The organism is Chitinophaga sp. CF418 (genome assembly GCF_900142925.1).
Lineage (GTDB): Bacteria > Bacteroidota > Bacteroidia > Chitinophagales > Chitinophagaceae > Chitinophaga.
In genome coordinates this window covers 299,778-323,029 of sequence record NZ_FRCN01000003.1, presented here as the reverse complement: position 1 = coordinate 323,029, position 23,252 = coordinate 299,778, and the positions used below count along the sequence as shown (strand labels likewise).

Genomic DNA, 23,252 nt, shown 5'->3' with positions numbered 1-23,252 from the left:
ACATTTACAACCATAACCAAACCGGATTCCCATATGAAACACCACGCCAACCCCGGGAGTAGCAGGATCGTCGTGCTGGACAGCCTGAGAGGGCTTGCCGCCATAATCGTTTGCCTGCATCATTTTTTGTTTATCAATAAGGACTATTTCCAGGTCTATAAGGGACAATCCTGGTATGATATTCTGTTCTGGATCTCTGAGTATAACAAAGAAGCGGTGCTGTTCTTTTTTGTTTTGTCCGGTTTCTCTATAGGATTAAGTCTCAAAAATAAAGCACCAGACAGCCCTGAAACGATCGATGAATACATCTATCGCCGGTTCAAAAGAATATTACCGGTGTATATCATAGCCCTGCTTTTCACACTGATCTCGGGTTTGGTAATGCATCAGGCACACCTGCCGAATTACAGTGCCTGGAATATGCTGGGGAACGTGCTTTTTCTGCAGACGGCGGATATTATCGAAGGTTCCTGGTTCATCCCCTATGGATTTAACGGACCGCTGTGGTCATTATCTTTTGAGTTTTTCTTTTACTGCTTTTTCCCGTTGGTATACCTCGTCAACAGGAAATATTTAAGCAGGATCAATATACTGGTGAAATATGCTGTACTGCTGGTGTTGTCTATTGCCGCATTTGCTGTTAACAAAATCTTCTTTATACCATATTTTGCTTTCTTCACTTCATTCATTATCTGGTTATCAGGTTACCTGGCATCCAGAACTTACCTGAAGGGAGAGACTTATCACTTATTGTTTACAGGCGTCTTTGTGTTTGGCGTACTGTACCTCGTAGCAGGCAGGCATTTTCTCTCATCCAATACGCTGGCCTTCATTTGCAAGGGACTGCTGATGGGCGCAGTGTTTTACATGATCACCTTCTTCAGTAGATTTGAAACAGCACAGACTATTTTTAAATGGCCTGTATGGGTGCTGAATAAAATATTCAACTATGTAGGCAAGGGCAGTTATGCTACCTATGCGTTACACTACCCACTAATGCTGATGCTGCGGTATTTTCATGTAAACATAATCGCGCAGGTAGCAGTGATCCTGCTGTTTATCATCCTGTGTACTACCATAGAAGAGAAGACGATCAAATGGAAGCTCAATATGCTGCGGTTGAATTATACATCATTTTTCTTCAGAAGGTTTAATATGGCCAGCTAAGAGGCCGCTATGCTACTTTACACCATGAGTAATACTATGAATACCTCCAGAATAGGATGGGTCGATACCTTAAAAGGCATCGGTATTTTAACCGTAGTGGCGGGGCATATATTCCCTAACAGCATCGCCAGATACCTGTTCCTTTTTCATATGCCCTTATTCTTTTTTATAGGTGGTTTTTTATTTAAACCTTCTGCCGACTGGAAAGAATATCTCACCAAAAAATCATTTCATTTACTGGTGCCTTATGTGGCATTCCTTTGCCTGATCTACGTGCCATATGAGATCAAGGAGATACTGACAGGCAGGGAAACGATCGCCAAAGGTCTTGTAAGGCCTTTGCTGGGAGGCCGCTTCCTGATAGGATGGACAGCTGTGTTCTGGTATGTGACCTGCTTCTTCCTGGTGCAGCAGTTGATGAATTTCCTGGTAAACAAAGTGAGTAAAAAGATCATTGGTTTGCTGATGTTCGCAAGCCTTGTGATCAGTTATGCTATCAATAAATTCTTGCCTCATTTTCCGGGACTGCCATGGAATGCGGACGTTGTATTCGCTGCCTTACCCATCTTTTACATGGGCTATCTGTATAAAGGTATGGAGGGCGAGCCGGGAAAATATAAATGGGTGTTTTTTGTACTGCTGGCAGCAGTGATTGTATTCACTTATTATAATCCTGCCAATACGTACGACATGAAGACAGGCAGTTATGGTATTCCTTTTGTTACATTGTTCTCCAGCCTGGTGGTGGTGGTGTGCCTGATAGAAATAGCAAAGATCATTGCGGTGAGTTCCTTTGCCAGCAAGCCATTCAATGAGTTCGGAACTGCGTCAATGGTGATTATGTACCTGCATCAGCCGGTACAGTTTATTGCGCTGGAACAATTTTCCATTTTGAATCCTCTGGCACGATTCTTTATAGCATTGGCCGTATCAATGGGAGGATACTATCTCCTGAACAGTTTTGCCATAGGACGTGCGCTTTTTATGGGCTCTCTGCCTGACTTTAAAAAGGTTTTCAGACGGGAGAAATTAGCAACGGTATAGCAGATAAATATTCAGACAATATATATGCGAATTGTTTTAGTAGGAAATTATCGGAAGGACAGGCAGGAAAGTATGGAACGGTTTTCCCGCATGCTGGAAAGTGGTTTAAACAACGCGGGACATACAACTGAGATCTGGCGGCCAACCGTGTGCTTCGGATCTTTTTTTAAAGCTACTTCCGGTGGGATCGGTAAGTGGTTCGGATATGTGGACAAGTGGATATTATTTCCCTTAGTACTTCGTCTTAAAAATGCTTTCAGACCAAAGGATACACAGTATCATATCTGTGATCATTCCAATGCTTTTTATCTCAAACACCTGCCAAAGCAGCGTACCATCATTACCTGTCATGATGTATTAGCCATCAGGGGCGCCAGAGGACATGCAGACGCTTATTGTCCTGCATCTTCTTTTGGTAAGGTGATGCAGGAGTGGATACTCTCCAACCTGATCAGTGCAAAAAAGATCGCTTGTGTATCTCATCTCACACTGAACCAGCTGAAAGAACTGGCTGCAGGAAAGGGAAAGGACGAATCCAGCTGGGAGGTGATTCATAATGGTTTCAATGGGGACTTTTCCCCTGTAGCCAAAGCAGAAAGTGATGCCTTGCTAAAAGATACGGGCCTGACAGCAGATGAACCTTATATTCTGCATATCGGTTCCAAACTGCAGCGCAAGAACAGGAAGATGCTGCTGGATATGGTGCATGTACTGGGCGATAAATACAAAGGAAAGATCTGTTATGCCGGCAATGAAATAGAAGAATCATTATATGCACATGCTGTAAAACTGGGATTGCAGGACAGGCTGGTATCAGTGAAAAAGCCACCGCATGCCATATTAAAGGCATTATACAGTTCCTGTTACGCGTTTATTTTTCCTTCCTTTTCTGAGGGCTTCGGATGGCCGGTGATAGAAGCACAAGCTTGTGGAGCGGCTGTTGTTGCCAGCAGTATTGAACCTATGCCTGAAGTAAGCGGAGGAGTGGCACTGCATGCAGATCCTCATCAGCCACAGGCATTCGCTACTGAGTTCCTCAAATTATCTGACAAAACAACCAAAGACGCTATAATTAACCAGGGTTTTGGTAATGTAAAACGTTTCTCTCCTGATATCATGATTAAGGCGTATTTATCCATGTATTCAAAGAACTAATATATCAGCAGATGATCCTAAAACTGATTACAGTGTGTTTACCGTGGCGCTTAAAACGCCTGGCATTACAAAGCTGGTTTAAATATAAAATTCATCCCACTGCACGCATAGGACTGGCATGGGTATTCCCCGGGAAGCTGATCATGGAAAAGAACAGCCGTATTGATCATCTTACTGTAGCTGTGAACCTCGACCTGATGCAGATGAGCGAACATGCTAAAATAGGCAGGGGGAACTGGGTGACAGGATTTGCTACCAATACCAACTCTAAACATTTTCGTCACCAGCCGGAGCGCAGGGCGGAACTGATCATGGGAGAGTGGGCAGCTATCACCAAAAATCATCATATAGACTGCACTAATTCTATTACGATAGGAAAATTCACCACCATCGCCGGATACCAGTCACAATTACTTACACACTCTATTAATGTATATGAGAACCGTCAGGATAGCGCACCTATAGTAATCGGTGAATACACCTTTGTAGGTACGAACGTAGCGATCCTTGGCGGGGCGGTGTTACCCAGTTATTCTGTGCTGGGTGCAAAGTCTTTACTGAATAAGCCATTCGATGAGGAATGGAAACTATATGCCGGCGTTCCTGCAAAAGCAGTGAGTGATATTGATAAAGACGCGAAATACTTTAACAGAGTAGATGGATTCGTCTATTAAGAAGTACTGTAACATTAACCGACAAATTGTTAAAAAGAGCGTAAAAGATGAACATCCTTCATGTAATCCCTTCTTATAAACCTGCTTACGTATACGGCGGCCCTATCTATTCGAGTTCAGCGCTGTGCGAACAGTTGGTGGCAGAGGGACATAAGGTGACTGTAGTAACTACAACTGCCAACGGAAAAGAGGAACTGAATGTACAGGATGGCGTAGTACAGCAAGTGGATGGAGTGGATACAATCTACTTTAAACGTTTAACAAAAGATCATACGCATTTCTCACCAGGACTTATCAGTTATCTGTACAGGAATATAAGAAAGTATGATGCCGTACATATCCATTCCTGGTGGAATCTCGTAAGCATCTTCACGCTGCTGGTTTGTTATGTGAGAAGAGTGCGTCCCGTAGTTTCTCCCAGGGGCATGCTGAGTGATTATATCCTGGAGACAAATCACAATTTCCAGAAGAAGATCATCCAGAAGGTTGTCGGTGATCCGCTTTTATCTAAAGTGAAGTTTCACGCTACATCCCTTGCAGAAGTACATGAGATAAAGAAAATGTATCCTGCATCACAGGTAGCAGAGATCTTCAACTTTGTTACTGTGCCCGGAGGGCCGGTAGCACCTAAGACTGTTCAACAGAAGATCAGGTTTGTTTTCCTGAGCAGGATAGATCCGAAGAAAGGGCTGGAGTTGTTGTTCAAGGGACTTAGCATGGTAACATTCCCTTATGAACTGACCATTGCCGGTCCTTATAAAGAAGATTACCTGGAGCAGTTGAAAGCACTGACACGTGAATATGGTATTGAGCAACATATCACCTGGGTAGGTCCGGTATATGGTGATGCCAAGTTCAAATTGCTACGTGACCATGATGTGATGGTGCTGACCTCTTACAATGAGAATTTCGCCAACATTGTTATAGAATCCCTTGCTATGGGTACGCCTGTATTAATCAGTAATATGGTGGGATTAAGCACTTACATCAGTGATAATGAGCTGGGCTGGATCTCTGGTATTGATCCTGAAAATATAAAGGAAATACTGGAGCAGGTATATGCAGAGAAGGACAGGTTGCCGGCCATGTCAGCAGCTGCACCGGCACTGATGCAGCGTGACTTCGACAGAAGCCGGCTGGTGAACAAGTATATTGAATTGTATAAGTCAAAATAAATCAGGGTGTCTAATTCTTTAACAGTTATCATCCTCAGTTATAACGAGGAAAAACATATTACCCGTTGTATTCAGAACCTGAAGCGCGTATCAGATAACATCATCATCATCGATAGCATGTCTACTGACCGCACTGTTGAAATAGCGACTGCACTGGGCGCCAGGGTTGTCCAAAGGGCATGGCCGGGCAATCACTCTGACCAGTTCAACTGGGCACTGGACAATTGCAATATCAATACGACATGGACGATGCGTATGGATTGTGATGAATACCTGCTGGATGAACTGATAGATGAGATCAATACCAAACTGCCACTGGCAAAGCCGGAGACAGGAGGTTATATCATCAAACGCCGTGTGATATTCATGGATAAGTGGATGAAGCGCGGTGGCTTTTATCCGCACCGTCTGCTGCGCATCTGGCGTACAGGAACAGGCAGGCTGGAAGAGCGTGCCATGGATGAACACGTTGTATTGGAGAAAGGAGAAACAGAAGCCTTCGAGCATGATATGGTGGATCATAATCTGAACGACCTCACCTGGTGGACGCATAAGCAGAATAACTATGCTTCACGTGAAGTGCAGGATCTGCTGGATATAGAGAAAGGAACAACATCTGAGAATAATGTGGATGTATCTCTGAGTGGAGAGCAATCTTCCCGTAAGCGATGGATCAAGGAGAAAGTATATAGTAAGATACCCTTGTTCGTACGTCCATTCATTTATTTTATTTACCGCTATTTTATACGCTTAGGTTTTCTGGATGGAGGCGCAGGGCTTGTATGGCATTTCCTGCAGGGATTCTGGTACCGCTTCCTGGTAGATGCCAAGATGTATGAATTAAAACGCAATAACAGGTTAAGACAGGGATGATATTGAGAGTAAAGAGGCGTATGGTCGTAGTGGCAATGATCATCTATATAGCTGCATTGTTGTATGTCGTTTTCCTTGAGCCAACAAGGAGTGCCGGTGAGCATTATGCTACACCGAGATGGGTGCCGCTGAAGAGTACTTATGGGTTCATTATTGAAGCCGGTCATTCCATCAGACACTGGTTTTTTTTTCTGCTGAATTTGTTGGGCAATATCATATTGTTCATGCCGTTCGGCTTCTTTGGAGATGCATTGTCAGGAACACCTGCCAATAAATTTAGAGTAATAATCACTGCATTCTTTTTCAGCCTGTGCATTGAGTTGTTGCAGCTGGCCTTTATGATCGGTGTTTACGATGCTGATGATATCCTGCTGAACACACTGGGGGCTTACCTGGGGATTTGCACATACCGTTATCTGGTAAAAAAAGATGTAGTACTTGTTGATAATAATTCCTGATAGCAATGGATAACTTTTATCTGTCACAGGTCCGCTTAAAAGACTTCAAAGCCTCTGAGGGCCTGGACCGCGGCGCTGGTAAATTAAAGGAAACCAGCTGGTACATTGTCAAAATGCTGTTCTTTCTGACAGCCTTTCCTGTGCCCTCCGGAGTTAAGGCCAGATTACTGCGCCTGTTCGGAGCCAAAGTAGGAAGTGGTGTGGTGATCAAACCAAGAGTGAACATCCATTTCCCCTGGAAACTGGAGATAGGCAATGATGTATGGCTGGGTGAAGAAGCTTATTTGCTCAATTTCGAACAATTGGTGATAGGCAATAACGTATGTGTATCACAACGTGCGTTCCTCTGTGGAGGCAATCACAATTTCAGGCATCCTGCCATGCCTTACCGTAATGCTCCTATTACGCTGATGGATGGATGCTGGGTGGGAGCCTGCGTATTCATCGGGCCAGGTGTTACTGTGGGCACGGATACAGTGATCACAGCAGGTTCTGTCGTGACTGCCTCAGTAGCGCAGAACGGTATTTTTAAAGGCAATCCACTGGCTTTTGTGTCAGAGAGATGGAGATAATAAAAAAACAGAAATCTATATAGCGGTATGTCCAAGCGATTACTATTGATTGGAGGTAATTTCTCACCGGAACCCACCGGAATAGGTAAGTACAATGGTGAAATGATCAAATGGCTGGCAGCCCAGGGATACGATTGTACCGTCATCACCAGTTATCCTTATTATCCGGAGTGGAAGGTGCAGCCTCCATACGACAAGAACAAGAACTGGTATAAGAAAGAAGTGTTTGAAGAAGGTAACGGACAGGGAGGAAAGATCACTGTATATCGTTGTCCGCAGTACGTGCCTGCAAAACCTTCCGGTAAGACGCGTATCATGCTGGACTTCTCTTTTGCGGTATCTGCCTTTTTTAAAATACTGCAACTGCTGCCCCGTAAAAAGTTTGATGTGGTGATTACGGTGGTGCCGCCTTTTCATCTGGGATTACTGGCTGTATTGTACAAGAAGTTCAAAGGTGCGAAGTTCCTCTATCACATACAGGATATGCAGATAGAAGCCGCGCGTGATCTGAATATGATCAGGTCTCCAAAACTCATCAAAGCATTGTTCGGACTGGAGCGCTATATCTTCAAACATGCGGATATGGTGAGTAGTATATCTGATGGTATGATGCGGAAGATACAGGAGAAAGCCGGCAAGGATATTTTCTTCTTCCCGAACTGGGTGGACGTCACCCTGTTCCATCCCATTGAAAATCGTGCATCACTGAAGGCAGAATATGGCTTTGACGTCAATGACAGGATCGTACTGTACTCCGGTGCGATAGGAGAGAAACAGGGACTGGAAGCTATTCTGAATACTGCTGAAACACTGAAAGATGATAAACAGCTGAAATTCCTGATCTGCGGCTCGGGTCCTTACAAGGAGAAACTAAAGGCAGAGGCGGAGTCAAGAGAACTTAATAATGTTATCTTCTTCCCGCTGCAGCCGTTCGAGAAGTTCAATCATTTCCTCAATATGGCCGATGTACACCTGGTGATACAAAAAGGGAATGCAAGCGACCTGGTAATGCCATCTAAACTGACCACTATCCTGTCAGTAGGAGGATTGGCGCTGATCACTGCGAATAGCGGAACGAGCCTGCATGAACTGGTAAGCAAACATAATATGGGCATACTGGTGAAAGCAGAAGATCAGCAGGCGCTTACTGATGGTATCGTCAGGGCTATGCAGGACAATGCCTCAGAAATAGCAAGGAACGGACGTGTGTATGCAGAAACACATCTGTCTGTAGGAAAAATAATGTCACGTTTTGAAGAAGCCGTAGTAGTTAGTTAACATCATTTGAACCTTACTTTATATGTTGGACCGATATCTTAAAATATGCAGCATCCAGATCCTTGTGCTGGATTTTATTTGCCTCAATGCCTTCTTCTTTTTTACGCTTTACTGGCTGCAGCAGTATGGTGTGCCGGTAAGCGTGAACAGAGACACTTTCCTGCTGGCTTCAAATATCGCATGGATTGTTGCGCTGTATACAACAGGTATTTATTTTATGAGCCAGCAGATGTCTGTGGAGAGGATCATCAAAAAGCTGCTGCAGAGTATCATGTTATACCTGCTGTTGCTGCTGGCCTTTGTATTCCTGAATAAGGAAGCTTTTAACAGGATCTTTATCGTGACCTATATGACATTGTTCATACTGGTCGTGCTGCTGGACAGGCTCTTCTTTTATATGCTTACTAACTATATCATTCATCGTAAGGAGATTGAGCGTAAAGTGGTAATTGTGGGCTATAATGAGCTTTCAAAACAACTGGTGGACAATTTTATCGGCCGCAAAAGTAATCTGCGTTTTGAGGGTTATTTTGAGGAATACAGCAATGTGCATGAACTGTCCTTATACCCGGTAATAGGCACGCTGGAGGATTGTATTCCATATGCACAGTCCAATAATATCAGGGAGATTTACTCTACATTATCGCCTGAGCAGTTCCCATATCTGTATACGCTGGCGCATGAAGCAGAACGTCATTTTATCCGTTTCCGCTTTGTGCCTGACTTCAAGATGTTTGTGAATCGCCAGATATATGTGGACTACCTGGACAATATACCTATCATATCATTGAGGGCGGAGCCGCTGGATGATATTGCCAACCGGTTGAGGAAGCGTATTTTTGATATTGTGTTCAGCGGCGCTGTGATGCTTTTCATTCTGAGCTGGCTGATACCCTTGCTGGCACTGCTGGTGAAGCTGGAATCGAGAGGCCCCATATTCTTTGTTCAGCACCGTACCGGACGTAACAATGAGACCTTCCGATGCCTGAAGTTCAGAAGTATGTATGTGAATAATGACGCAAACTCCAAACAGGCTACAAGGAATGACCGTCGTTTTACGAAGATCGGGCGTATATTGCGTAAGACAAATCTGGATGAGATGCCGCAGTTCTTCAATGTGTTCATGGGCGATATGTCTATCGTAGGTCCACGTCCACATATGCTGAAACATACAGAAGAATATTCTGCTATCATTCAGAAATATATGATCCGTCATTTCCTGAAACCTGGTATCACAGGCTGGGCACAGGTGAACGGGTATCGCGGTGAGATCACTGATGAACTGCATTTGCGTAAACGTATAGAACATGATATCTGGTACATGGAAAACTGGTCAGTGTATCTCGATCTGCGAATCATATTTTTAACTGTATTTAATACAATAAAAGGCGATAAGAACGCATTTTAACATTTCCTATAGCATATTTTACTCGTATTAGTAGGAATGTTAATAGAAAAGAGATCGCCTTAAGTGTTATTTTTACACTCCGGTAGTCAGGGTACGCCGGGGTCAACTTCAGGGATGCCTGTAAACAGCGTTACATGAAAAGTTCTGTGTCAGCACAAAATTTCCTTGATGACAGCCGGCTAATAGAAGACATCTTTCACGAATTGAAATCTATTGTAGCAAGCATTCTTTCAAGTGTTGAACTCATAGTACTGTACGACGGGAAAGCGATGGGAAACAAGATCACCCGTCAGGCAGAATCGATTAAATCGCAGGTGATAGAGCTTGATTTCCAGCTGCAGAATATTCGGATCATACAGCATATGCTGGACAAAACCTTCCAGCTGAAGCGAAAGATGACCAACTTACATTTTTTTTTGGGACAACTGGTACGTGAAGAGCCATACAACAATCTACTGTCTCCCGCCGTTGAATTACAGCATAGTAAAATACCTGTGGAGGCTAACATTGACGAGTCAGTGATGCGACAGTTGATCCTGAACCTTTTTTTCTGGATGATGCGGCACTCAACCACCCATCAGATACCGAAGATGGTATTTAGTTTTGAGCCCGGATACTTTGAAATAAAGGGAACCTTTTATGCGAATTATATCTTTTCGTCTCCTTTCAAGTCATCAGAAAAAGGAGATAACGAAATATTCCACCAGCCGATATGTCATATGATGTCGTATTTCGCCGCCTTACATGACGGCAGTTTTGAAATACTGGCGGAACCGGAGAAGAATGTGGTGGTGCTGGTGAAAATACCCTGTAAGGCATAAGTCTTACAGCCTGAAACACGTCTCTTAGAAACAATAAGATAAGGTTAAAACAAAAGGGGATATTTCCATATCCCCTATTCTTTTTTATAGCCTGTATGTAAACTTCGCTTATTTCTTCAATTCGAGTACAGCATTTGACCATGTCCTTACCTGTTCCAGCAGAATAGAGTCGTCAGCCAGTTTCTGTCCATAAGAAGGGATCATCTGTCTCAGCTTGGACTGCCATGCTGGTGTTGCCAGCATTTTAGGGAAGCAGCGTTGCAGCAATTCCAACATAATGGATACCGCAGTGGAAGCTCCCGGAGAAGCGCCTAACAGGGCTGCGATAGAACCATCTGCTGCACTTACCACCTCAGTACCGAATTCCAGGATACCGCCATGCTCAGGGTCTTTTTTGATCACCTGTACACGTTGTCCTGCTACTTCCAGTTCCCAGTCTTCTATCTTTGCTTCCGGCAGGAATTCCTGCAGGGCTTCCAGTCTTTCTTCCGGCGACTGACGCACCTGGTCAATCAGGTATTTGGTCAGCGGAAGGTTATCCAGGCCGGCAGCCAGCATAGGACGGATATTATTGAACTTAATAGACCTGGGCAGATCGAGCCAGGAACCATTTTTCAGGAACTTGGTGGAGAAGCCGGCATAAGGTCCGAACAGGAGGGCCTTTTGACCATCTATCATACGTGTATCCAGGTGAGGCACAGACATAGGAGGTGCACCCACGGAAGCCTTACCATAAACTTTCGCGGCATGTCTTTCAACAACTGCCGGATTTTTGCAGACCAGCCACTGGCCGCTTACGGGGAAGCCGCCGAAGCCCTTGCCTTCAGGAATGTCTGATTTTACCAGCAGCGGCAGAGAACCACCACCGGCGCCTATGAATACAAATCTTGTATGCAGCTTTCTTTTCTTACCTGTCTCCAGGTTTTTCACCTTCAGATACCACCTGCCATCTTCTTCTCTTTCAATGTCGCGTACTTCGTGTTTCAGGTGTACATGTACGCCTTCCTGCTGTTGCAGGTAGTTGATGAGCGCACGGGTGAGGGCGCCGAAGTTGATATCGGTACCCACTTCCATACGGGTAGCCGCTACTTTTTCAGAAGCGTCTCTTCCTTCCATCACCAATGGGATCCATTGTTTCAGGACGGCAGGATCTTCTGAGTACTCCATACCCTTGAATAAATTATTGCTTTCCAGCATCTGCTGGCGTTTTTTCAGATATTGAACGTTGTTCTCACCCCATACAAAGCTCATGTGAGGAACGCTTTGTATAAATGTCTCCGGGGATTTAATGCAACCTTCCTGTACGAGGAAAGACCAGAATTCCTTGGATACTTCAAATGACTCGGCAATTTTGATGGCTTTACCGATCTCAATGCTACCATTTGCCTTTTCGGGGGTATAGTTGAGTTCACAGAAAGCAGAATGTCCTGTACCTGCGTTATTCCATGCATCCGAACTTTCTCCTGCAATGATATCCAGTCTTTCGAATATCTCAATGGTCAGTTCCGGTTGTAATTCTTTCAACAATACACCAAGCGTTGCACTCATTATGCCCGCACCGATTAAAACGATGTCAGGCGCCGATTTAGGAGACATATTAATTTATTTACGCGATTTGCGCTGCAAAAATAATACGAAAAACAATAGTTCTATAACGTTTTAGTGTATGTATTATGGCTTTTTATGATAAAATAACGCCAATTTTCACTGTAACTACCTGCTGTAGTGCATATGCGAAAAATGCAAATATATTGTTAATCCTGTGCTCCGGCCAGCCATCCGAGGGATGTTGCTGTAACAGGTATGAAGTCGGATAGGGGAGCCTCGCAGAGTGAGCAGCAGTATTGTTCCGGCAGATCATGAAAGGAAGTGCCAGGAGCAATATCCTGGCCCGGATCGCCAATGGATTCATCATAAACAGTCAGGCAGCGGGTACATTGATGTACCTCTTTCTCTGGCTGGGTGGTAGTGATAACTGTCTGCTGACCAGCTACATAATTCAGCAGGGGATCAGTAACAGCACTGTTCTCGTAAAATTCACGGCAAAGGGACGTGATATAGGGGCCGAGGTGCTCTTTGGCTACTCCTGTCCGATAGGGTAGTAAAGTGCCCGAATTCGGGTTAAAATCCTGCGTATAAAGAATGTCAAAGCGCTGGTGACCTTTCAGGCGACTTTTGGTTTTGCTTTCCTGTTTGCTGATCACAACGGAACCGAAACAGTTGTTTCCCGGATTGATCCGGATACTGAAACACAATCCGTAGGTCCTGACATCGGCATTATCAAAATGCCGGATGATATGCCTTTTAATGATCAGGGCATCTTCACTGTTATCTTCCACATGCCAGTTCAGTTCATTGGCTGCATGCCTTACATTGATTCCGTATTTACCGAGAATATAGTCCCACAGCCTTCTGTGTTCAGGCGCTATATTCCTGATGATGAGAGATTTCCAAGAAGTGGCGTACAGTTGTCCTGTCCGGGTTTCCAGGCAGATCTTACAGAGGTTCTGCAGGAATGCTACAGGAAACTCCTCATCCCGGCGGTAGATACCCAGCCAGTAATGATTCTCATGCCGGTTGAAACCTTCATAATAGGGCAGATGGAAAGGCGGCAGCTCCAGCTCGGCTGTTACCGGGCGGCAGGTGTATTCCAGCCTGCCCTTAACAAGTGCATATAATTCGTCGTTACTGATGAATGGACGCTCATAGACTATAGACTCGATACATTGACTCAGCTGCCCGATACTGTTCGTATAGACCAGGTCCGGCCATGCAAAAAGACGGCTGCTTTTAGGAAAGCGGATGAACAGATGCCAGTAATGCGCAGCTCCTGCCGCTATCCAGTTAATATGTCCGGAGAAGAAAGGTGTAAATGTTTGTTTACTGTCGCAGATATTCACCTTCAGGGCAGGTGTATAATCAAATAGCGCAAATACGTCCTTGTAGAGACCTTCAGTTAACCAGCTGTCACTAAGGAAAATGCCAGCTGCAGGATAAGAGCTGGTGATATTGGGCGCAGTGCCGTAAGCATGGAACACGATCTGCTGGCGGGCGCAATCTTCTTCAAATTGTTCCCAATATTTACCGGGTACCTCTATCAGCAGCTGTTGTCTTAAGCCGAATTTTACCTGGGTTACCCTGGCTGCTGCCGCTATATCCAGAATGGTCAGCAGTTGTCCGGGAGAGACGATCCCTCCCGTAAAATTGATGCCCACTGTCTGCGAATGTCTGATCATGATTAAACTGCTTGCATGATAAATACTGCCTCTTCCTTCTTACCGGTAGGCAGTTCCTTCTCCAATATGGCTTTTATCTCCGGGCGGCAGCTGCCGCATCCCATTCCTGCGCCCGACGCCTGGCATACACTCTCCAGGGTGGTGGCGCCTTCTTTTATTTTCTCACAGATATTGCCTTCTCCCACACTTCCACAACTACACACAAGTTTGCCGATCACAGGGGTGGCTTTCTTGCCTGAACGCAATAGTTCCAGCCTTTTTTCAGATAACTCTATTTTATTGGAGATCAGGTCCCTGAATTCCAGGAACTCTGATTTGTCACCGATCAGGATAGCGCCTACCAGCCGGTCGTTATGGATAACGCACTTCTTGTAGTAGCGCTTTGACTTATCAATGAATACCACCTCTTCATATGCAGGATCATCAGGTGTTTCTATCATACCCAGCGAACATAGATCTGTACCGTGCATCTTGAGGATATTCATAAACAAAGATCCTTCATAATAACCTGTCAGATCGCCGGCCAGGTAACGGGCTACTACAGCTGCCTGTTGCTCTGCTGCTGCTGTAATACCATACAGTGTGCCATTGAACTCTGCAATCTCTCCGATGGCAAAGATGCTGGAATCACTGGTCTGCAGGTATTCATTTACCACCACACCTCTTTTGCAAAGCAGGTGAGTAGCGCGTGCCAGTTCGATATTCGGCACAGTACCTATCGACATAACGACAGCCTGACAGGCCACATGCCTGCCGCTTTTCAAGCGTATGCCATCAAGTTTGCTCAGACCGGTAAATCGCTCTATTTCATCGTTATACAGGATCTCAATCCCGCGGTCTGTCAGCTCTTCAAATAACAGCTGGCTGCCCAGGGCATCCAGCTGTCGATCCATCAGTTTAGACGTGCGTTGTATTACAGCCACGTCTATATCCATTTCTCTTAGTGAAGCAGCTAATTCAATACCCAGCAGTCCGCCGCCAACAATCATCACTTTTCCTGCTGCCGGGTCTATATGCCTGACGAATGCATCTGCATCACGCCGGTTACGCATGGTAAAGATGCCCTCCAGCGGGGGAGTGTCCCTGAGGGTGGCCGCACGGCTACCCATGGCAAGGATCAATACATCATATGCGTGTATATTGCCATTACTGTCTGTTACCGTTTTCTGCTCACGATCTATTTCATTAACACTCACGCCTCTGTGCAGGGTAATGTCCAGCCTGTTTTCTTCTTCGTCTGTCATCTTCACCAGTTGTGCCCATTGCTGGGTGCCACTGATGTAATCGGGTAACATCACCCGGTTATAAAAAGGCTGATCTTCTTTACTAAATACCGTAATGGTATCAGTAGCGTTTATTTCACGATAAGCCTTTACAAATCCACAGGCGCCTGCACCTGCGCCAATGATAACAATCTTCTGGGCCGGCTTCTGGTATAGCTTTACCTGCACGGCGGTATACTTCAGGTCCGGTTGTTTGGAGATCTTATCTACCAGCCGGTTGGTAAGATTGTTGGCGCGGTTCAGGTCATTGTCAAGTATTTTACCCCAGTGCATGGGGAGGAAAACCACCCCTTTTTTGATGGATTTGCTTAATTGTGCTTTTACGCGCACAACGCCGTTCTCACTGAAGATTTCCACAATGTCTCCTTCACTGATATCTCTATCCATCGCATCTTCCGGATGGATTTCCAGTAGCGGCGCCGGAATATGTTGTTTCAGTTTGCTGACTTTACCGGTCTTGCTCATGGTATGCCACTGGTCGCGGATGCGGCCAGTAGTAAGGATAAGTGGCCACGCCGGATCAGGTGGCGCTGACCGGTTATCATCAGGAAAAGAATGAATAATCGCTTTAGTAGATGCGGTATAAAATTTATGATCAGTAAATAGTCTTGGTGTACCATGATCTGTACCACCGGCAGGATATGGCCATTGTAAAGATCTTTTTTCCTTTAACAACTCATAGCTAACGCCACTCACGTCGATATTGGTCCCTGTGGTCAGCCGGCAATGTTCTGCATATATTGCAGCAGGGCTATCATAGTCAAACCCCTGATATCCCATTTTTTTTGCAAAGCGGCAGATGATCTCTGCATCTGGTAATGCTTCTCCGGGAGCATCATTTATCTTTTGCAGATAAGTGATACGTCTTTCTGCATTGGTCATGGTGCCTTCCTTTTCTGTCCATGCGGCAGCAGGAAGCACCACATCTGCATAACGTAATGTTTCAGGCTTTGAAGATATTTCCTGTACAACAACAAACTTCGCCTTCTGCAAAGCCGCTTCGGCCATACGTGCGTCAGGGAGGCTCACCAGCGGATTAGTGCACATGATCCAGATCGCTTTCAGCCGGCCGTCATTTAATGCTTCAAACATCTCGGTAGCAGTCAGTCCCGGCTTATCAGAGATAGCAGTACCACCCCAGAATTCCTGTACTTCTTTCCGGTGTGCAGGGTTGTCCAGCACACGATGTGCAGGCAGCATATTGGACAGGCCACCTACTTCCCGTCCACCCATGGCATTGGGCTGACCGGTCAGGGAGAATGGCCCGCAACCGGGTTTCCCGATCTTCCCGGTGATGAGGTTGAGATTGATAAGGCTCAGGTTTTTGTTTACGCCTACAGCGCTCTGGTTCAATCCCATTGTCCACATCGTCATAAACCCTTTTGCCTGTCCGATCATGGCAGCTGCTTCATAGATCAGGTCTTCCGAAATACCGCATACTGTTGCCGCGCTGCTAATGCTGCGCTGCATGACAGTATCCCGGTATTTCGCAAAACCTTCTGTGTGTTGCTGAATAAAATTGTGATCGGTATGACCGGCTTCTATCAGCAGTCTGCCAATAGCGTGATGCAGTACGATATCCGTACCTGGCATCAGTTGCAGATGAATATCTGCTATCGCGCAGCTCTGCGTCACACGCGGATCGCTCACAATGATCTTCAGGTCTGGGTTCTTCGCTTTGGCAGCTTCTATCCTGCGCCACAGTATCGGGTGACACCAGGCCGGATTGGCACCGGCTACGAATATGCAATCTGTCTGTTCTATATCATCATAATTTCCAGGCACGCTATCCTCACCCAGTGACAGTTTATAGGCAGCTACTGCGCTGCTCATACACAAACGCGAGTTTGTGTCTATGTTGTTACTGCCAATGAATCCTTTGATCAGTTTATTCACCACATAATATTCTTCCGTCAGGCATTGACCGGAAGCGTAGAAGGCTACAGATTCAGGGCCATACTGCGCTATCATCTGGCTGAACACTGCAGCTGTACGCTCCAGTGCCTGATCCCAGGAAACACGCTGCCGTGGCATATGCCGGTGGTAGCGCATTTCTGGGTAATAAAGCCTGTCTGATGTGTCCATCACGGTGTAATGCAGGTTCATGCCTTTCGAGCAAAGCATGCCCTTGTTCACCGGATGGTCTTTGTCTCCTTCCACGCTGAGTTTTCCCTGCCTGTCCCTGTGTACAATAATACCGCAACCTACACCGCAATAGCAGCAGGTGCTACGATAACTGCCCGCAGGGAGTTTACTATGTTGATGATTGCCTGTCATTGTTATTCTGCAAATGCTACATTCCCGGCAGTTGAGGTGGCCGTTTCTGTAGCAGGTTTCTTAATGAATCTTGTGATCATCACTATAAATGATACAGCTATCACGATATAACCGATATAAGTAAATGCTTCTACATAAGTGATGCTTTCAGACTTGAAAAGGAAGCCGAACAGCATACCTCCCAGGTTACCACCAGCACCTACAATACCACTTACCAGCCCTACATTTTTTTCATTGATAAAAGGTACAATACCATAGGTGGCGCCATTGGCCATTTTCAGGAACAGCGCGAAGCTGAGCATGGATATGATAGCCAGTGCCAGGGAACCTGCCTGTGCAAACAGCAGCAGTCCGATACCTTCCAGCAGTAATACAATTGCCAGCAGAATACCTTTTCCCTTCATGCCTCTCTTGGCGCCTACTTTATCTGATATGATACCGCCCAGCGCTCTTGCAAAAATGTTCATGAAACCAAAGATGCCCGCCCAGAAACCAGCGCTGCTCTGTGATAAATGAAAGGTATCAACGAAGTGTAAGGAAGCGACATTATCAAAGGTGATCTCCATACCGAAACACATACCGTAAGCCATTGTCAGTGCCCATATGCGCCAGTCGCCCAGTATTGTCCAGTCGGTCTTAGTTTTAACACTATTGCTACGGTCTATCTCATCGAAATTGCCTGCAGGGGTGTCTTTGGTGAAACGATGATACATCCAGGCTACTATCAGCATCATTACTCCCGGTACGATCATCGCAAAACGCCATGCTTCCTGTTTGGTATATCCGAATCCTACAATGGCCGCGAAGATGAGCGGCATTACCATATTGGTCACACCACCGCCGAGGTTACCCCATCCGCCGGTAACGGCATTGGCAGTACCTTTTATATTCGCTGCAAACATCATGGATGTATGGAACTGTGTTATTACGAAAGAAGCGCCTATCACGCCGATAGCAAGACGGAACAATAAGAAGGTTGTATAATCATGTGCCAGTCCTACAAGAAATACCGGCAGAGAACCTGCTATTAACAGTCGTATGGCAGTTTTGCGTGGTCCCCAGGTATCGCACAACTTACCGATGATCAGTCGTGCGATAATAGTACTGGAAACAGATGCAATAATAATATTACCCACCTGTGATTTCGTCAGCCCAAGGTCTTCCCTGATGGTAGGCATCAGCGGCGCCAGACCGAACCAGCCGAAGAAACAAACAAAGAACATCAGCCAGGTGGTGTGAAATGTACGCATCTGCACCGAGTTCAGTGAAAAGAGAGGAAGTTTATTAAGAGGTTGTTGAGTATTCATGTTGAAAAAGATCCTGGTGAATAATATTGTTTACTTATTAAAGATCATCTCCGGTCTGATATTAACTGACAAATATGCCCAGTTACTGTTGCTTTGTGCATTGGAGATATTCTTAACTGCGGATGAAGTCAGTGAAGCTGTATTCCAGAAGTGACTGTACCCTGCTTCAAAAGATATCACCTTTGTCATAGAGTACGTTGCCACCAGGTCAGCTTCAGTGCCGAATTTCCGGCTGAGTGAAGCCCCGTTCACCACTACATCACTTGCACTGTAAAACTCATGTACATCTCCGGTCATCTGAAACTTTGATCCCGCCTTATATTTTGTCTTCAGGTAGTAGTCCTGCAAGCCCCGGTTACCGAAGCCACTGGCCACATAGAAGTAATCCATATATCCCCAGAATTTATGCGGTGTACCATACAGCGGATCGAATGCATGGCTCTTGCCTGTTGTACTGACGCCACCGGTGGTATAATCAGCTCCCAGACCGGCGCTGAAGGACTTGCACAGCTGGTATTGAAAAGCGGCAGACAGTAATCCGGCGCTGAGCTCCTGTGCATTGGCGTTCTTTCCGAACTGGTAATATCCTGCTGCGGTAAGCGTCAGCTTATTGAACGTATTAAGAAAATATAGCCCGGTCGTCATGCGTGTATGTGCGCCCTTGTCCCAGATCTTAACACCTGTGCTGTCTGGATGGAATTTGGAGAACTGGTCGGCCAGGAATAAGAAAGAGATAGTTCCTGCAGATAGTTTCCTCGCGCCATACAGATATTCCAGGCTTTTATACATGGTACCACCATTTGTGGTAGTAGTGTAATTTCCCGGGGGAGTAGGATTATAAACCGTACCGGCTGCATTTTCTTTATTCTGGTTGAAAGCAGCACCCAGATGTAAAGTATATGGTCCTGTTTCATACTTCAGCACCGCTGCATCGTGCCGGCGGCCTTGTTGCGCCCAGTCCAGGTTTCCCAGCAGGCGGCTGTCGTCATAAAGTAGTTCCTGCCTGCCGATTTTGAGACTCAGGCTTTTGTTCTTTACTACTGTGTCCAGCAGCATAATTTCGGCCCAGGCTTCGTGCAATAGCAGTCCATTGTTTTCCTGTGTAGTGACCTTGTTAATGGTGGATACGTCCTGTCCCCATATCCGGACGTCCTGTACTGTCAATCCCAGCTTAAAACGGTAGCCACTGAAGCCTGCAAACAGGCGACTGCGTTGGGAGGTAAAAAATGCAGGGGTAGCGCCTTGCGGCAGTGGAGCCCCCTGGCCGTCCTTTAATTCGGTGCGTGTTCGGAGTTGAGCGCCCAGCGTAAATTGCGCATGCGCTGACGGACGGAAAAAAAACATGCAGAGCAGGTAAAAGAAACCTGCTGAGAATAAACGTTTCATGCAGTCTTGGTTGATAATGTGAGCAATAAGAGATATTCCCGCTCTCTGCTGATGCTGATATTATGCTTCCTGCATGATCCCTATGTACACCTTTTCATTTTCGACCCTGACAGGGTAGGTGGTGAGGGAGCATTCTGTCTCGTCTGACAGGCAACGGCCGTCTTCGAGAGAGAATGTTTTTTTATGGAACGGACAAGCCACTTTAGGCTCGCCGTCATGTGTGCCTGTCATGCCGCGGCTGAGGGCCATCTGCTGACGGTGAGGGCACATGTTCTGGGTAGCGTACCAGGCATCGCGCCTGGCGAAACGGAACAATGCAATTTGTACATCATCATATTTCACGCATACTCCTCCGTTTGGCGGAACGTCTATCACATTACAGGCATAGAACCATTCTACGGTTGTGTTTGTGCTAATGGCGGTGGACATAAGTTATCTGTTTATTGATGAGTGTCTTTTAATGAGCCGGGCAATTATTTCCATTCTGCGGCTTTCTTCTGTTCGCGCATTGTGTCAAATTTTACAGTCGGATCTTTTGCTCCCGGCGCATTCACAAAGTGATTAAAGCGCTTGCGCAGTTCAGGATTATCTACTACTTCCTTCCACTCGCATTTATATTTATCTACAAGGGCCTGCATTTCTTTTTCCAGTTCTTCTGCTATTCCCAGGCTGTCATTTACCAATACGTTACGCAGGTAGGTGATGCCACCGTCCAGCTTATTCAGCCATGTAGCGGTACGGGTCAGCGGATCGGCGGTCTTGATGTAGAACATCAGGAAACGGTCTATGTAACGGATACAGGTTTCGCTGTCCAGATCAGCCGCCAGTAAAATGGCGTGCTGTGGTTTGGAACCACCATTACCACCTACATAAAGGTTCCAGCCTTTTTCTGTGGCAATGATGCCGAAGTCTTTTGACTGCGCCTCTGCGCATTCACGGATACAACCGGATACGGCGGATTTGATCTTGTGCGGAGCACGGAGACCGCGGTAGCGTTCTTCTATCTGTATAGCAAAGCTCACGCTATCGTGCAGCCCGAAGCGGCACCAGGTGGAACCCACACAGCTTTTAACTGTACGCAGGGCCTTTCCATAGGCATGGCCGCTTTCGAAACCTGCAGCGATCAGTTCTTCCCAGATATCCGGGAGGTCGCTCAGGTGAGCGCCGAAAAGATCGATACGTTGTCCGCCGGTGATCTTGGTATACAGATTATATTTCAGGGCCACCTGTGCAATGACCAACAGTTTTGCGGGAGTGATCTCTCCTCCGGGGATGCGGGGCACTACGGAATAGGTACCACCCTTCTGGATATTGGCCAGGAAACGGTCATTGGAATCCTGTACAACATCATTCCCTTTGTCCAGGATCATATCATTCCAGAGGCTGGCCATGATGGAGGCAACAACAGGTTTGCATACTTCGCAGCCATCGCCATGACCATAGTGGTCCAGCGCCTCATCAAAAGAGCGTACATCTTTGATGCGGATAAGGTCATAGAGTTCCTGGCGGGAGTAAGCAAAGTGCTCGCAGATAACATTACGGATATATTTACCCTGGGCCTTCATGGTGCCGGTAATGAGATCTTTCACCATTGGGGTACAACCACCACAGCAGGTGCCCGCCTTTGTGCATTTCTTAACGGCGTCCAGTGTTTCATTGCCCGCTTCTACCGCAGTACAGATGGCGCCTTTGCTCACGCTTTCGCAGCTACAGATGATGGCATCATCCGGTAAACCCAGTACGCCCGGACCAGCCTCCTGGCTGCCACCACGGGCGCCCAGCAGTACGTCTTCCGGGTTAGGAGGGAGGATTACCTTGTTTTTGGACGTCTGTAGTAACATATTATATGCGTCCGCATCTCCGATCAGGATACCGCCTAAGAGGTACTTTCCGTCATTGGTGATGCTGATACGTTTATAAACCCCCTTCATGGTATCTTCAAACACGATACTCCGGCTGGTTTCTGCCGGTACAAAAGGATCACCGAAGCTGGCCACGTCCACACCGATCAGTTTCAGTTTAGTGCTCATGTCAAAACCGGTGAAGGTTTTCTGTTGCGCCTCACCAGCAATATGAGTAGCTACCACTTCCGCCATTTCATATCCTGGCGCTACCAGCCCGTAGATCATACCATGATAGAGGGCGCATTCACCGATAGCATATATCTCAGGATCAGTGGTTTGCAGGTATTCGTTCACCACAATACCACCCCGGTGACCGGTTTCCAGGCCACTCAGTTTAGCGAGTTCATCCCGTGGTTTGATACCGGCAGATATTACCAGCATATCAGCCTCCAGGATGCTTTCATCGGCAAACTGTAAGCCGGTGATGGTATCCTCACCTATTACTTCGCTGGTATTCTTATTAGTATGTACTTGTAAACCAAGCTGTTTCAACTGCTGTTCCAGGATGCGGGAACCGCTTTCATCGATCTGCCTGGGCATGAGCCTTGGAGCAAACTCTATTACGTGTGTATCAGAGATGCCGAGGTCCAGCAGCGCTTTAGCTGCTTCCAGACCCAGCAGGCCTCCGCCGATCACCACCCCTCTTTTCGCTTTGGGGGCATAATCACGCATCAACTCCAGGTCCTCTATAGTACGGTAAATAAATACGCCTTTTTTGTCCACACCAGGGATAGGGGGTACAAAAGCGGAAGAGCCTGTGGCAATGACCAGATAATCATATGCTTCTGTAATACCTTTATATGAGTGAACTGTTTTAGTATTACGGTCGATCTGCTGAACAGGATCGCCGAGGTGGAGTGTAATATGGTTAGAGGCATACCAGTCAGCGGGAGCCATTAAAAGGTCGTCTGCTGTTTTGCCGGCAAAAAATTCACTTAAATGCACACGGTCGTAGGCAGGGCGGGGTTCTTCTCCAAAAACTACGATCTCAGCAGCCTGGGCTGACAATTTGGAGATTATTTTCTCGCAAAACTTGTAGCTAACCATGCCATTGCCTATAATTACAATTTTCATTGCCAAAGATTTGTGTTGATAAATTTGAAACGGCTTTTATATGTTTAAATGTTTAATATGATAACAATTTTCCTGATCGAGTCTTAAAAAGTACCGTTTTTTATGATCTGCATCATGAAATTAGCAATAAGAGTTCTAATTTTATAGTGATTGATGTGAT

Annotated in this window: 18 protein-coding genes; 11 read left to right on the top strand and 7 right to left on the bottom strand. The window is 46.1% G+C overall.

Features of this window, described 5'->3' with window-relative positions:
- The first annotated feature begins 33 nt into the window (after window positions 1–33).
- The 11 genes from F3I09_RS08965 to F3I09_RS08915 all read left to right on the top strand — a co-directional run bounded on the left by F3I09_RS08965 (window position 34) and on the right by F3I09_RS08915 (window position 10,625).
- Window positions 34–1,167, top strand: a complete 1,134-nt coding sequence (locus F3I09_RS08965) for an acyltransferase (protein ID WP_149694695.1) — start codon at window positions 34–36, stop codon at window positions 1,165–1,167.
- A gap of 36 nt (window positions 1,168–1,203) precedes the next feature.
- Window positions 1,204–2,211, top strand: coding sequence for an acyltransferase family protein (locus tag F3I09_RS08960; RefSeq protein WP_188133740.1), 1,008 nt, complete (start codon window positions 1,204–1,206; stop codon window positions 2,209–2,211).
- 24 nt (window positions 2,212–2,235) lie between these two features.
- The gene (locus F3I09_RS08955) at window positions 2,236–3,366 is read left to right on the top strand and encodes a glycosyltransferase family 1 protein (RefSeq protein WP_149694693.1); all 1,131 of its coding nucleotides are present in this window, start codon (window positions 2,236–2,238) and stop codon (window positions 3,364–3,366) included.
- An 11-nt stretch (window positions 3,367–3,377) separates the two neighbouring features.
- Complete coding sequence (locus F3I09_RS08950) at window positions 3,378–4,040, top strand: acyltransferase (RefSeq protein WP_149694692.1); 663 nt, start codon at window positions 3,378–3,380, stop codon at window positions 4,038–4,040.
- 47 nt (window positions 4,041–4,087) lie between these two features.
- Complete coding sequence (locus F3I09_RS08945; RefSeq protein WP_149694691.1) at window positions 4,088–5,215, top strand: XrtY-associated glycosyltransferase XYAG1; 1,128 nt, start codon at window positions 4,088–4,090, stop codon at window positions 5,213–5,215.
- Between the two features lie 6 nt (window positions 5,216–5,221).
- Window positions 5,222–6,088, top strand: a complete 867-nt coding sequence (locus tag F3I09_RS08940; protein WP_149694690.1) for a glycosyltransferase family 2 protein — start codon at window positions 5,222–5,224, stop codon at window positions 6,086–6,088.
- The gene (locus F3I09_RS08935; RefSeq protein WP_149694689.1) at window positions 6,085–6,546 is read left to right on the top strand and encodes a VanZ family protein; all 462 of its coding nucleotides are present in this window, start codon (window positions 6,085–6,087) and stop codon (window positions 6,544–6,546) included. The genes F3I09_RS08940 and F3I09_RS08935 overlap by 4 nt, the downstream gene beginning before the upstream one ends.
- Before the next feature lie 5 nt (window positions 6,547–6,551).
- On the top strand, window positions 6,552–7,118 hold the full coding sequence (locus tag F3I09_RS08930; protein WP_149694688.1) for a WcaF family extracellular polysaccharide biosynthesis acetyltransferase: 567 nt from the start codon (window positions 6,552–6,554) through the stop codon (window positions 7,116–7,118).
- A 27-nt stretch (window positions 7,119–7,145) separates the two neighbouring features.
- On the top strand, window positions 7,146–8,396 hold the full coding sequence (locus F3I09_RS08925; protein WP_149694687.1) for a WcaI family glycosyltransferase: 1,251 nt from the start codon (window positions 7,146–7,148) through the stop codon (window positions 8,394–8,396).
- A gap of 22 nt (window positions 8,397–8,418) precedes the next feature.
- On the top strand, window positions 8,419–9,804 hold the full coding sequence (locus F3I09_RS08920; protein WP_149694686.1) for an undecaprenyl-phosphate glucose phosphotransferase: 1,386 nt from the start codon (window positions 8,419–8,421) through the stop codon (window positions 9,802–9,804).
- A 134-nt stretch (window positions 9,805–9,938) separates the two neighbouring features.
- Window positions 9,939–10,625, top strand: coding sequence for a hypothetical protein (locus F3I09_RS08915; RefSeq protein WP_149694685.1), 687 nt, complete (start codon window positions 9,939–9,941; stop codon window positions 10,623–10,625).
- A 108-nt stretch (window positions 10,626–10,733) separates the two neighbouring features.
- On the opposite strand, the gene F3I09_RS08910 is transcribed toward F3I09_RS08915, so the two are convergent.
- From F3I09_RS08910 to nirB, 7 genes are all read right to left on the bottom strand, one after another.
- On the bottom strand, window positions 10,734–12,221 hold the full coding sequence (locus F3I09_RS08910; protein ID WP_149694684.1) for a malate:quinone oxidoreductase: 1,488 nt from the start codon (window positions 12,219–12,221) through the stop codon (window positions 10,734–10,736).
- Window positions 12,222–12,379: 158 nt separating this feature from the next.
- Window positions 12,380–13,861 (bottom strand): rubredoxin, encoded by a 1,482-nt coding sequence (locus F3I09_RS08905; protein ID WP_149694683.1) that lies wholly within the window; start codon window positions 13,859–13,861, stop codon window positions 12,380–12,382.
- 2 nt (window positions 13,862–13,863) lie between these two features.
- Window positions 13,864–17,421, bottom strand: coding sequence for a nitrate reductase (locus F3I09_RS08900; protein ID WP_149694682.1), 3,558 nt, complete (start codon window positions 17,419–17,421; stop codon window positions 13,864–13,866).
- A gap of 2 nt (window positions 17,422–17,423) precedes the next feature.
- Window positions 17,424–18,671 carry an MFS transporter gene (locus tag F3I09_RS08895; protein WP_223233185.1) on the bottom strand — a complete coding sequence of 416 codons (1,248 nt, stop codon included), beginning with the start codon at window positions 18,669–18,671 and terminating at the stop codon, window positions 17,424–17,426.
- An 87-nt stretch (window positions 18,672–18,758) separates the two neighbouring features.
- On the bottom strand, window positions 18,759–20,114 hold the full coding sequence (locus F3I09_RS08890; protein WP_223233184.1) for an alginate export family protein: 1,356 nt from the start codon (window positions 20,112–20,114) through the stop codon (window positions 18,759–18,761).
- A 60-nt stretch (window positions 20,115–20,174) separates the two neighbouring features.
- Complete coding sequence (gene nirD / locus F3I09_RS08885) at window positions 20,175–20,543, bottom strand: nitrite reductase small subunit NirD (protein WP_149694680.1); 369 nt, start codon at window positions 20,541–20,543, stop codon at window positions 20,175–20,177.
- Between the two features lie 44 nt (window positions 20,544–20,587).
- Complete coding sequence (nirB, locus tag F3I09_RS08880; RefSeq protein ID WP_149694679.1) at window positions 20,588–23,092, bottom strand: nitrite reductase large subunit NirB; 2,505 nt, start codon at window positions 23,090–23,092, stop codon at window positions 20,588–20,590.
- Window positions 23,093–23,252: the final 160 nt, after the last annotated feature.